Raw genomic sequence first — 12,502 nt, forward strand, 5'->3', positions numbered from 1 at the left:
TTTGCACGGGTAGGGGCCAGAAACAGTCAACATATTCAGCTCAGCGCCTTTTCGACGGCGGCGGCGAGCTCTTGGGCGAGGGTTTTGACCTGCGTGCGATCTTTGCCTTCAACCATTACTCGCACCACAGGCTCAGTTCCCGAGGGGCGCAGCAGCACGCGACCGCTGCCAGCGAGCTGAGCTTCGGTGTCAGCTACCGCTTTTTGCACGGCCTCATCCTTATCTAAGTCGACCTTTTTAACCCGGTGGACATTGATCATCGTTTGCGGCAGCTTGCGCATTCCCTGTTTGGCCGCATGCAAGCTTTTTTCCATGGTACAAATGGCCAATAGAACCTGCAGCGCCGAGATAATCCCGTCACCGGTGGTAGTGACATTACTGCATACAATATGGCCCGAGGATTCTCCCCCCAGCGCCCAGCCGTTTTTACGCATGGTTTCGATGACATAGCGATCGCCCACCTTGGCCCGGGCGAAGCCGATGCCCAGCTCTTTGAGCCCCAACTCGAAGCCAAAGTTACTCATCAAAGTGCCCACCACCCCGGCGCAACCGCCGCCGTATTCCTGCTGATAGGCGGCGATGATATAGAGCAGCTCATCACCGTCCACGATTTCACCCTTGTGGTCCACAAAAGCCACCCGGTCGCCGTCTCCATCAAAGGCAATGCCCAAATCGGCGCCCATTTCCTGCACCTTTTCTTTTAACGCCTCGGGGCTTGTGGAGCCGCAACTGCGGTTAATATTGGTACCGTTGGGCTCGGCGGCAAAGGGAATGACCTTGGCTCCCAGCTCGGAAAACACACTGGGAGCAATGTGATAGGTGGCGCCGTGGGCGCAGTCCACCACAATTTGCAAACCGCTGAGGTTAAACCCCCAGGGCATAGTGCCTTTGCAGAACTCGATATAACGACCAGCGGCGTCGGTAATGCGGCGCGCTTTACCCAAACGCTCGGCAGTGGTCATTGGCTCGTCCAGTTGCGCTTCTATCTCACGCTCGATCTCGTCATCGAGCTTGGTGCCATTGGCGCTGAAAAATTTGATGCCATTATCAAAATAACTGTTGTGGGAGGCACTGATCACAATACCCGCCTGGGCCTGAAAGGTACGGGTTAAATAGGCAATGCCAGGGGTGGGCATTGGGCCCAACAGGCCGACATCCACACCGGCGTTGATCAGCCCCGCCTGCAGCGCTGACTCAAACATATACCCGGAAATCCGCGTATCTTTACCGATCAGAATCAATCCCGGCCCATCGTAGCGATCTACTAGCACGCGGCCTGCGGCCCAACCCAGCTTAAGCATAAAGTCGGGGGTAATCGGCGCCTCGCCGACGCGCCCGCGAATACCATCGGTACCAAAATACTTGCGGCTCATAGCAATTGTTTCCTTATCCTTTTAAGGCCATATGCACGTTCAACGCATCGGCCGTTTCACGCACATCGTGCACACGTATTATCTGGGCGCCCCGTTGGGCCGCCTCTAACGCCAGAGCCAAGGACCCCGGCAAGCGTTCATTCACATCTCGCCCCAGCAAATGCTGCAACATAGACTTGCGCGACATCCCCACCAACAGGGGGCAACCAAAATGCTTAAAGTGGGCTAACTGCCCGAGCAGAGTCAGATTATGCTCGAGGGATTTACCAAACCCAAATCCTGGATCGAGCAGTATGCGCTCGGAGGGGATGCCCGCTGCAGTGCAGGACGCTATTCTTTGCGCCAAGAACTCATTCACCTCGGCCACCACATCGTCGTAGGCAGGAGCCTTTTGCATATTTCCCGGCTCACCTCGCATGTGCATCAAGCATACGGGCAAGCCTGTCGCGGCCGCCGCCTCCACAGCACCATCGCGTCTGAGGGCGCGCACATCGTTGATTATCGCCGCGCCAGCAGAAGCCGATTCACGGATAACCGCCGGGGTGCTGGTATCCACCGAAACAGGGCAGTTCAGCTCACGCACTATGGCTTCTACCACAGGCACGACCCGATCAAGTTCCTGAGATGCACCCACCGGGGTAGCGCCAGGACGGGTTGACTCGCCCCCGACATCAATAATAGCGGCACCGTCGTCCAGCATTTGTTTGGCGCGCGCCAGGGCTCTGTCGAGATTAACGCTGTCGCCCTGATAACAGTTGCCGCCGTCGGAGAAAGAGTCGGGCGTGGTGTTAAGGATCCCCATGATCAGCGGGCGCGACAAATCGAGGCGGTACTGAGCGGCGGTGAGAAATTGAGATTTTGGCGTCATGGATGGAAGATTAACGGGACTCTACAAAAGAACTCTACAGTAAAAAGAAACCCCGCCGCAGCGGGGTTGTTGTTCTGTCGCCCTATCAGCGTCCTTCTGCAGGGCCGCCAATCGGTGCGTCTTTAGACTCTTTGGGTTTATCGGCGTCATCGGCTTTTACACCCGCGCCACCACCGCCCGTGTGGCCATTAAAGTCGCCGTCATGCCAATCGCGCGGAGGACGCACTTTGCGCCGCGCCATCAGGTCGTCTACCTGTTCGGAATCGATGGTCTCGTATTCCATCAGAGCGCCTTTCATGGCTTCCAGAATATCGCGATTGTCATGCAATAATTGCTCGGCGCGCTTGTAGCAACGATCGACAATATCCCGCACCTCTTCATCGATAATTTTGGAAGTCGCGCCCGAGTAATTGGGATTACCCGAACCCGGCATCATGCCTTCGTCTTCACCATAGTGCAGCGGCCCCAGCTTTTCGGATAAGCCCCACTTGGTCACCATGTTGCGAGCCAGCTCGGTGGCGCGCTCAATATCGTTAGAGGCGCCCGTGGTGATGCCTTCATCGCCCAGGGTCATTTGCTCGGCAATACGTCCGCCAAACAAGGTGCAGATTTGCGATTCAATGGCGCGTCGGCTCAGGCTATATTTATCGGCCTCGGGCAAAAACTGAGTGACACCCAGCGCGCGGCCACGCGGAATAATAGTAACCTTGTGAATCGGGTCATGCTCGGGCACGAGGCGGCCGATAATGGCGTGGCCCGCTTCGTGATAAGCCGTATTTTCCTTCTCTTTCTCGCCCATCACCATCGAGCGGCGCTCGGCGCCCATCATGATTTTGTCGCGGGCTTTTTCAAACTCTTCCATGGTGACCAAGCGCTTGTTGGCGCGCGCGGCGAAGAGCGCGGCCTCATTCACCAGGTTGGCCAAATCGGCACCCGAAAATCCGGGAGTGCCGCGGGCAATAACCGAGGCCTCCACACTTTCGGCGATAGGCACTTTGCGCATGTGCACTTTTAACACCTGCTCGCGGCCGCGAATATCAGGTAAGCCCACAACGACCTGGCGGTCAAAACGACCGGGACGCAATAAAGCTTTATCCAAGACATCGGGACGGTTGGTAGCGGCAATCACAATCACGCCTTCGTTGCCTTCAAAGCCGTCCATTTCTACCAATAGCTGGTTAAGAGTTTGTTCGCGCTCATCGTGTCCACCGCCATGGCCGCCACCACGATGACGGCCTACGGCGTCAATTTCATCAATAAAGATAATGCAAGGAGACTGCTTTTTCGCCGTTTCGAACATATCGCGCACCCGCGAGGCGCCCACGCCGACAAACATTTCTACAAAGTCAGAGCCGGAAATGGAGAAGAAAGGCACTTTCGCCTCGCCCGCAATGGCTTTAGCCAGCAGGGTTTTACCCGTACCCGGAGGGCCCGCCATCAGTACACCTCGGGGGATTTGCCCGCCCAGGCGCTGGAATTTAGATGGATCGCGCAGATACTCGACCAACTCCTGCACTTCTTCTTTGGCTTCATCCACACCTGCCACATCGGCAAAGGTGGTTTTAACCTGGTCTTCGCCCAGCAGCTTGGCCTTACTCTTACCAAAGCTCATAGGGCCGCCCCGACCGCCACCAGCGCCGCCCTGCATCTGGCGCATAAAGAACAAGAAGACGGCAATAATAATCAGAATAGGGAAGCTGGCCACCAACAGCTGGTGCCAAATGCTGGGCTCTTCCGGAGGTAACACGGTGATTTCCACGTCGTGAGCGCGCAAATCGGGCATCAGCTCGTCGTCACGAATCAGCGGAAGCGTGGTCTTAAAGGTGGTGTTGTCCATCATCACCCCGCGCACTTCCAACTCCTGAATGGTCACTTCGCGCACGCGATCTTGCTCAATCGCGGTGACAAATTCAGAGTAAGTGAACGGATCGGACTGTGTTTTGCTCTCAAAGCCCTGAAAAACGCTGAACAGAACAGCGGCAATAATCAGCCATAAGATCAGGTTCTTAGTCATATCATTCAAGGTAAAACCCTCAGTTACATCGTATTGAGCGCCACGCTGGACACTCGCTTGACCGCCTTGGGGCCATTATCAATGGGTGTATAGCCACAGTATAGCGTCCGAGATCACACTCCGACACGAAAAATCAATTTTTAAAGCCTCGTCCGACGATGTAAACCTCCCGCGAGCGCGCTCGCGAGGCGTCGGGTTTGCGAGTGACGACCTTGGTAAACGAGGCTCTTACCTCGGCCAGCCAGGGCTCAAAGCCCTCACCCTGGAACACTTTGGCGACAAAATCACCGCCGGGGGTCAAAATCTGACGCGCCATATCCAATGCCAGCTCAACCAAGTACATAGCCCGGGGCTGATCCACCGCCCCTACTCCACTCATGTTGGGGGCCATATCCGAGATTACAAGGTCCACCGGAGCACCGTTAATCGCGGCCATCAGCTCCTCAAAAACACTGTCCTCGGTAAAATCGCCCTGGATAAACTCGACCCCGGCGATAGAATCCATCTCCAGGATGTCGGAGGCAAACACTCGCCCCTTGTGCCCCACGCGCTCGGCCGCCACTTGCGACCAACCACCGGGGGCCGCTCCCAGGTCGACAACCGTCATTCCCGGGCGAAACAAACGGTCTTTTTTATCAATCTCGACCAATTTATAGCTGGCACGCGAGCGATAACCATCGCGCTGAGACTGTTTGACGTACTGGTCCGAGAAATGTTCCTGCAACCAGCGCTTGCTGCTTTTCGAGCGGGCCATTAAATCTATCGTCCTGTATGCGTTACAATAGCGTCCCGCCACTGACGGCGGCTACGAATGAATTCTGGTAAAGGTAACTCTATGCCCCTAAGCGCCGATAAACGCAAACAGTTCCGCACCCTGGGACACAATTTAAAGCCAGTGGTCACCATCGCGGGCAATGGCCTGTCTGAAGGGGTAATGACCGAGCTGAACCGGGCCCTGGATGACCACGAGCTGATTAAAGTAAAGCTGGCGTTCGTAGAACGCGAAGAGCGCCAGGAAGCGATTGAAGAGCTGAAAAAACTGCCCCGAACCGAACTGGTGCAAACTATCGGCAAAATCGCCCTTTTGTACCGGCCGGCGAAGAAGCCTAACCCCAAACTGTCGAATTTGTTGCGTTAAAAGCCGGACGACTGAAGTCTGATGTCTGACGCCACCAACATCCTCTTTTGCTTCAGTCGTCCGATTTCAGACATCCAGCAAAGGGGCTTAGCCCCTTTAAATATGCTCTACTTTATCAATTTCGTACTCGACGTCGCCGCCGGGCGCTTTCACCATCACCACATCTCCCTCTTCCTTACCGATTAGGGCGCGGGCGATGGGCGAGCTGATGGAGATTTTATTCACCTTCACATCGGCTTCGTCGTCACCCACGATGCGATAGACTTTCTCCTCGTCAGTTTCCACGTTCACAATGGTGACTGTGGTGCCAAAAATCACTTTGCCCGAGTGCGGAATCGCCTTCACGTCAATGACTTGTGAATTCGACAGCTTACCCTCAATCTCCTGAATACGCCCTTCGCAAAAGCTCTGCTGCTCGCGCGCGGCGTGGTATTCGGCGTTCTCTTTCAAGTCACCGTGCTCACGGGCCTCGGCAATCGCCTCGATAATGCGTGGGCGCTGAACCTTTTTAAGGTCGTTAAGCTCGGCGCGCAGGGCGTCGGCACCCTCGACGGTCATGGGGACTTTATTCATTGTGCGGCCTCCTTATGCAAGTCTTGCAGGCGGCGAACTTCAATTTCATTACTGGTGCGAAGCGCCATGCAAACCGCCTCGCCACCGGCCAAGGTGGTGGTGTAGTAAACTCGATGGGCCTCGGCACTGCGACGGATAGAGGCCGAATCGCGGGTGGCCTGGCGACCTTCGGTGGTGTTAATAATCAAAGCGATCTCGTCGTTTTTGATCATATCCACAATATGCGGGCGACCTTCGCCCACCTTGTTCACCACACCCACACTGACACCGGCGCCCTCAAGCACTTTGGCGGTACCGCGGGTAGCCACCAGGCTAAAGCCGAGATCAATCAGCTCTTGGCACATGGCAACGGCGCCCGGCTTATCGACATCGCGCACACTGATAAAAGCATGGCCGCCGGTGGGCAGGCGGCTATTGGCGCCCAGCTGGCTTTTGCCGTAGGCCTCGCCAAAGGTGGCGCCCACGCCCATAACCTCACCGGTGGATTTCATCTCGGGGCCCAGAATCGGGTCCACCGCCGGAAATTTATTAAAGGGGAACACCGCCTCTTTCACGTTGTAACAGGTCGGTACGATCTCCTCGGTAAAGCCCTGCTCGGCGAGCGAGATACCCGCCTGACAGCGCGCCGCCACTTTCGCCAGCGACACACCTACACACTTGGACACAAAAGGCACGGTGCGCGAGGCGCGCGGGTTCACCTCAATCACGTAAATTTTGCCGTCTTGCCAGGCCAGCTGGGTGTTCATCAAACCCACTACACCCAACTCCAGTGCCATGGCTTTTACCTGAGCGCGCATTTCGTCCTGCACTTCAGCGGGCAGCGAGTAAGGCGGTAGAGAGCAGGCAGAATCACCAGAGTGAACGCCACACTGTTCGATGTGCTGCATAATGCCGCCAATCACGACTTCTTTACCGTCGGAAACGGCGTCGATATCCACTTCAATCGCGGCACTCAAGAAGTGATCCAGCAACACAGGCGCGTCTTCGGAAACCTTAACCGCCGAATGCATATAGGTGCGCAGCTCTTCTTCTTTGTAGACAATCTCCATTGCCCGGCCGCCCAAAACGTAGGATGGACGAACCACCAGCGGATAGCCCACTTTCTCGGCACTGATCAGCGCTTCTTCAAGTGAACGTACAATCGCGTTGGGCGGTTGCAGCAGGTCCAGCTTTTCAATCATCTGCTGGAAGCGCTCGCGGTCTTCGGCGCGGTCGATAGCGTCGGGACTGGTCCCCAGAATCGGTACACCTTCGGCCTCCAGGGCGCGCGCCAGCTTCAGCGGCGTCTGGCCGCCAAACTGCAAAATCACGCCTTTAGGCTGCTCTTTGTGCACAATTTCCAGCACATCTTCCAAGGTGATGGGCTCGAAATACAGGCGATCTGAGGTGTCGTAATCGGTGGAGACTGTCTCGGGGTTGCAGTTAACCATGATAGTCTCGTAACCATCTTCACGCATCGCAAGAGCGGCGTGCACACAGCAGTAATCAAACTCGATACCCTGACCAATGCGGTTAGGGCCGCCACCGATCACCAGAATCTTCGGCTTACCACTGGGGTCGGCCTCACACTCTTCATCATAACTTGAGTACATATACGCGGTAGAGGTTGCGAACTCGGCCGCACAGGTATCTACCCGCTTAAAGACTGGGCGGATATCCTGAGCGTGACGCGCGGCGCGCACCTTGGCCTCTTTAACGCCCAACAGAAGCGCCAGACGCTTATCGGAGAAGCCTTTACGCTTCAGCAAGCGCAGGTCGTCTGCGGTCAGGTCGCTGAGCTTGGCGGTACGCACTTTTTGCTCCAGCTCGATCAGCTCGCGCACCTGCTCCAGGAACCAGGGGTCAATTTTGGAGGCTTCAAACACCTCATCCACGGTCATTCCTAGGCGGAAGGCGTCGCCCACATACCAAATACGCTCGGCGCCTGGAGTCGTCAGCTCGCGGCGGATGCGTGCGGGTGTTTCTTCAGCATTTAGGTCCAGCTTGGACTCAAAGCCCGCCGAGCCCACTTCCAGGCCGCGCAGGGCTTTTTGCATAGATTCTTGCAGGGTGCGACCAATGGCCATCACCTCGCCCACCGACTTCATCTGGGTGGTCAAACGGGCATCGGCATCGCCGAACTTCTCGAAGGTAAAACGCGGAATTTTGGTAACCACATAGTCGATAGATGGCTCAAACGAGGCTGGAGTGGCACCACCGGTAATTTCATTTTGCAGCTCATCCAAGGTGTAACCCACCGCCAGCTTGGCGGCGACCTTGGCAATCGGGAAACCGGTGGCCTTAGAGGCCAACGCCGACGAACGAGATACCCGCGGGTTCATCTCAATCACCACCAGGCGACCGTTATCCGGATTAACCGCGAACTGCACGTTAGAGCCACCAGTCTCCACGCCGATTTCGCGCAACACCGCCAGCGAGGCGTTACGCATGATTTGCAACTCTTTATCGGTCAAGGTCTGGGCCGGAGCAACGGTGATAGAGTCGCCGGTGTGTACGCCCATGGGGTCAAAGTTTTCAATCGAGCAGACGATAATGCAGTTGTCGTTTTTATCGCGCACAACTTCCATTTCGTACTCTTTCCAGCCCAGCAGCGATTCGTCAATCAGCAGCTCGTTAGTGGGCGACAAATCTAAGCCGCGAGTACAGATCTCTTCAAACTCTTCCCAGTTGTAGGCGATACCGCCGCCCGAACCGCCCATGGTGAAAGACGGACGAATAATGCAGGGAAAGCCGAACTCTTTGGGGACCTCTTTGGCCTCTTCCATCGAGTGAACGATTTTGGCGCGGGCGCATTCAAGGCCGATTCGCTTCATCGCTTTGTCGAACAGGTCGCGGTCCTCGGCCATGTTGATGGCCTCTTCTTTAGCGCCAATCAACTCAACGTTGTACTTTTCCAACACCCCGTGCTTGGCCAAATCGAGGGCACAGTTAAGCGCGGTCTGTCCGCCCATGGTGGGCAGCACGACGTCGGGGCGCTCTTTTTCGATGATTTTAGCAACCGTTTCCCACTCGACCGGCTCAATGTAGGTGGCATCGGCCATGGCCGGATCGGTCATAATGGTGGCGGGATTGGAGTTCACCAGGATCACCCGGTAACCCTCTTCGCGCAGGGCTTTACAGGCCTGGGCGCCGGAGTAGTCAAACTCACAGGCCTGGCCGATAACGATAGGGCCCGCGCCCAGAATCAAAATGCTGTTAATGTCGGTACGTTTTGGCATGTCGGTCTCGCTGTCAGAATCGGTTTAACGGGTTCAAGGCGTCGTCTTGCGGCGTGCGCTGTCCGTCACCGTTTCGCGCTCTCCATCAATTCAATAAAGTGGTCAAACAGACCGTCGGCATCATGAGGGCCCGGGCTTGCTTCGGGGTGCCCCTGAAAGCTAAACGCCGGCTTATCGGTGCGGTGAATACCCTGCAAGGTGCCATCGAACAGCGACTTGTGGGTCACCTTAAGATTGGCCGGCAGGCTCGCCGCATCTACGGCAAAACCATGGTTCTGTGCGGTAATCATCACCCGTCCGGTTTCGGTATCCTGTACCGGGTGGTTGCCGCCGTGGTGGCCGAACTTCATTTTCAAGGTCTTGGCACCCGAAGCCAGGGCCAGCAACTGATGCCCCAAGCAGATACCAAATACGGGGGTATCAGTCTCAAGAATCTCTTTAATCGCGGCAATGGCGTAATCGCAAGGCTCTGGATCGCCCGGGCCATTGGCCAAAAATACGCCGTCTGGCTTCATCGCCAACACGTCACTGGCCGGAGTTTGTGCGGGCACCACGGTAATATCGCAGCCGCGATCGGCCAGCATGCGCAAGATATTGGCTTTAATACCATAATCGTAAGCCACCACCTTAAAGCGAGTCTCTACCACATCGCGATGGCCTTCGCCCAACTTCCAGGTGCCTTCAGTCCAGCGATAGGGCTTAGTGCAACTAACCTCTTTCGCCAGATCCATGCCCTTAAGGCCCGGGAAAGCTTTAGCGGCCTCAATTGCTTTAGCCTCGTCAATATCCCCCGCGACAATACAGCCACTCTGCGCACCTTTGTCACGCAGCAGGCGGGTCAGGCGGCGGGTGTCGATATCGGCAATGCCCACGACATTTTTGGCCTTAAGGTACTCATCCAGACTCTGGGTCTGACGGAAGTTGCTTGAACGCGCCGGCAGGTCGCGAATCACCAGGCCCGCGGACCAGATGGTGCTGCATTCTTCATCTTCAGGCGTGGCGCCCGTATTGCCGATATGGGGATAGGTCAAAGTCACGATCTGACGGGCGTAAGAAGGATCGGTGAGGATCTCCTGATAGCCGGTCATGGAGGTATTAAACACCACCTCGCCCACCGACAGGCCGTCGGCGCCGATGGCGGTACCTTTAAAAACACTGCCGTCTTCAAGTACGAGCAGAGCGGGTCTTTGGGGCCCTGTAATCAAGTCAACCTCCTCAAGATTTCACTTTCTTTATGCCGAGCGAGACGACCACACCAGCCGGGTGCGTTTGCGCAGCTACATCTCGTCGGAATAATTAAAGCCCGGCCGCAAGTTGCAAAAAAGCGAGATGAAACATGGGGCTTCATCTCGCTTATTGTTCACTGTTCTATGGCGACCGCTGGCGCGGCTTGGGTTAATACAACTAACCGTGTATTCTAGGTGAATCTCTACTTTTTGTCCAACTTAACTTACCCCTTTCTCCAACCGTTTGTCCCGCTGCCAGAAACACAACTCCAGATGAAAGCACTGACACCTGAACAATGTCATCGATTTGTCATATTCGTTATAATCGCCCGTTTTTAGTGACACCTATTCTTTTTACCAATCTCAGGAGGAGAAAAAACCGTTGAGCAAGCACATCATCAGGGCACTATCCGCCATAGCATTCATTTACCTTTTGGGCTTAGCTCTTGACCACCACCTAAAAATTTTCGACACCCCCGTCAAACAGCTGGCTAATCTGCTGCCAGCAATCGCTGCACTCGGGCTTTTTTACGGGTTAACCAGAAGACTGTGGACATCCGCAGCCCTAACAGCCGGAACACTGGGACTCATCTTTGCCGCGCATCACCTGAAAATTGAACACTTGCACCAAAGCCTTAAGTTTGCCGACACCTTCCTAGCATGGCAAACAGTAACTAACTGGAACCTCTTGTCACTTTACGCTCCTACTTGGCTTATTCCCGTCATAGCCATCGGTATCACTTTTATTGTCGCTATTGCCTATTGGGAAAAGGCCGACCGATGGTTGATAGGTGCACCCATCCTTGTGGCAGCCCTATTGTGCTTTATTGGCATTAGTCACAAGCAATACAGCCCTAACTCGCTGTACGGCCCACACGCTCACGGCGCTAAGCCTTGGGACACTCAAAGCAAAACCCAGGCGCAGGGGCTTTTGGCTGCCATCACCTCTGGTGCCCGCTCAGCGCAAATTCACCTCCCCGAGGTAGATCGGCAAACGCTCGACTCATTTTTGGCCAAATCGCCGCCACGTACCCCAATTACAAACGAGGCTAAGCCCGATATTGTCGTCTGGCTGGCGGAAAGCTTTTTTGATCCAGGCATTCTTCACGACATCAAAACCTGCGAATATTTGCCCGAATACTGCTCCTTGCTCAACGAATCGCTGCACACCAGCCTCGAAGTGCCCACCTTTGGTGGTAACACCACGCGCACAGAGTTTGAAGTGCTAACCAGCACTCCTTTTCACGCACTAGGCACAAAAGATTACCCTTATGTGTCAGTTGTTCACCACAATATGAGCTCCATCGTGTGGTCACTCAAAGCGCTGGGGTATCAAACTACGGCGATTCACCCCAATCACGCCAGCATGTGGCAGCGCGACAGAGCTATGCCACTACTCGGATTTGACAAATTTATCAGTAGGGCCGACTTCGATAAACCGGAATTAGATGGGGTCTGGGTATCGGATGCAGAGCTGTTGCGGCGCATTCAGACCACCCTAGCCGCAAGCGATACTCCACAGCTTGTGTTTGCCATCTCCATGGAGGGGCATGGCCCCTTCCCCAAGCGGGAGGTTGTCGACCTGCAGCGCAGAGATGCCGTAAAGGTTCCCGAGGGAACTAACACTAAAGCGGCAACGCAGTGGCGCGAGTATATTTACCATGCACAAAATGCCGGCAGGGCTGTTCACCACCTGAAGAGCGCGATAGAACAAAAAGAACAGCCGACACTGGTAGTATTTTTTGGTGATCACCTGCCCAATTTGAAACATTTATTCAAACAGCGGACTTTCAAAAACGGCAAACCTGCATGGCAACAAAAAACACCGGCCCTCGCCTTTGCCAACTACCCATTAAACGTCAGCTGGCTACCAAAAGCGACTTACGAACTAGGGGTGTGGTCATTAGCGCTGGCAGGGTTGGTAGAGCACACCAAATACCATTACTTAGCCCACGCCATCGAGCTTAGCCAACAGGAGGAGTCAAACGACGAACTCGCCCCTGTCATTGAGGCCCTGCAGATCGACAACCTTTACACCACCATTGAGGCCAGCCCGTAACAGTAAAATTTTACGGGCCAACTGACGCAGCAT

At 55.3% G+C, this 12,502-nt stretch carries 9 protein-coding genes; 2 read left to right on the forward strand and 7 right to left on the reverse strand.

The window, feature by feature from the left end:
• Window positions 1-35: 35 nt before the first annotated feature.
• The 4 genes from glmM to rlmE form a co-directional block, all read right to left on the reverse strand.
• The gene (gene glmM / locus M6D89_RS12685; protein WP_253968453.1) at window positions 36-1,373 is read right to left on the reverse strand and encodes a phosphoglucosamine mutase; all 1,338 of its coding nucleotides are present in this window, start codon (window positions 1,371-1,373) and stop codon (window positions 36-38) included.
• 13 nt (window positions 1,374-1,386) lie between these two features.
• The gene (gene folP, locus M6D89_RS12690) at window positions 1,387-2,241 is read right to left on the reverse strand and encodes a dihydropteroate synthase (RefSeq protein ID WP_253968454.1); all 855 of its coding nucleotides are present in this window, start codon (window positions 2,239-2,241) and stop codon (window positions 1,387-1,389) included.
• A gap of 85 nt (window positions 2,242-2,326) precedes the next feature.
• Window positions 2,327-4,264 (reverse strand): ATP-dependent zinc metalloprotease FtsH, encoded by a 1,938-nt coding sequence (gene ftsH, locus M6D89_RS12695; protein ID WP_472924536.1) that lies wholly within the window; start codon window positions 4,262-4,264, stop codon window positions 2,327-2,329.
• Between the two features lie 124 nt (window positions 4,265-4,388).
• Complete coding sequence (gene rlmE, locus M6D89_RS12700; RefSeq protein WP_253968455.1) at window positions 4,389-5,009, reverse strand: 23S rRNA (uridine(2552)-2'-O)-methyltransferase RlmE; 621 nt, start codon at window positions 5,007-5,009, stop codon at window positions 4,389-4,391.
• 81 nt (window positions 5,010-5,090) lie between these two features.
• On the opposite strand from rlmE, the gene yhbY reads away from it, so the two are divergent.
• Window positions 5,091-5,393 carry a ribosome assembly RNA-binding protein YhbY gene (gene yhbY, locus M6D89_RS12705; protein WP_253968621.1) on the forward strand — a complete coding sequence of 101 codons (303 nt, stop codon included), beginning with the start codon at window positions 5,091-5,093 and terminating at the stop codon, window positions 5,391-5,393.
• Between the two features lie 96 nt (window positions 5,394-5,489).
• Here the strand turns inward: yhbY and greA are convergent, their stop codons facing one another.
• The 3 genes from greA to carA all read right to left on the reverse strand — a co-directional run bounded on the left by greA (window position 5,490) and on the right by carA (window position 10,389).
• Window positions 5,490-5,966, reverse strand: coding sequence for a transcription elongation factor GreA (gene greA, locus M6D89_RS12710; protein WP_253968456.1), 477 nt, complete (start codon window positions 5,964-5,966; stop codon window positions 5,490-5,492).
• The gene (carB, locus tag M6D89_RS12715; protein WP_253968457.1) at window positions 5,963-9,184 is read right to left on the reverse strand and encodes a carbamoyl-phosphate synthase large subunit; all 3,222 of its coding nucleotides are present in this window, start codon (window positions 9,182-9,184) and stop codon (window positions 5,963-5,965) included. The genes greA and carB overlap by 4 nt, the downstream gene beginning before the upstream one ends.
• A gap of 65 nt (window positions 9,185-9,249) precedes the next feature.
• Window positions 9,250-10,389, reverse strand: a complete 1,140-nt coding sequence (gene carA, locus M6D89_RS12720) for a glutamine-hydrolyzing carbamoyl-phosphate synthase small subunit (RefSeq protein WP_253968458.1) — start codon at window positions 10,387-10,389, stop codon at window positions 9,250-9,252.
• Window positions 10,390-10,792: 403 nt separating this feature from the next.
• Here carA and M6D89_RS12725 point away from each other — a divergent pair, with 403 nt between their 5' ends.
• Complete coding sequence (locus tag M6D89_RS12725; RefSeq protein ID WP_253968459.1) at window positions 10,793-12,469, forward strand: LTA synthase family protein; 1,677 nt, start codon at window positions 10,793-10,795, stop codon at window positions 12,467-12,469.
• Window positions 12,470-12,502: the final 33 nt, after the last annotated feature.

Origin of the sequence: Gilvimarinus xylanilyticus (assembly GCF_024195295.1) — a bacterium.
Taxonomy (GTDB): Bacteria; Pseudomonadota; Gammaproteobacteria; order Pseudomonadales; family Cellvibrionaceae; genus Gilvimarinus; species Gilvimarinus xylanilyticus.

Excerpts from the sequence above, each read along its gene's own strand:
- glmM (WP_253968453.1), bottom strand. The coding sequence starts at position 1,373 with ATGAGCCGCAAGTATTTTGGTACCGATGGTATTCGCGGGCGCGTCGGC.
- folP (WP_253968454.1), bottom strand. The coding sequence starts at position 2,241 with ATGACGCCAAAATCTCAATTTCTCACCGCCGCTCAGTACCGCCTCGAT.
- rlmE (WP_253968455.1), bottom strand. The coding sequence starts at position 5,009 with ATGGCCCGCTCGAAAAGCAGCAAGCGCTGGTTGCAGGAACATTTCTCG.
- yhbY (WP_253968621.1), top strand. The coding sequence starts at position 5,091 with ATGCCCCTAAGCGCCGATAAACGCAAACAGTTCCGCACCCTGGGACAC.
- greA (WP_253968456.1), bottom strand. The coding sequence starts at position 5,966 with ATGAATAAAGTCCCCATGACCGTCGAGGGTGCCGACGCCCTGCGCGCC.
- carB (WP_253968457.1), bottom strand. The coding sequence starts at position 9,184 with ATGCCAAAACGTACCGACATTAACAGCATTTTGATTCTGGGCGCGGGC.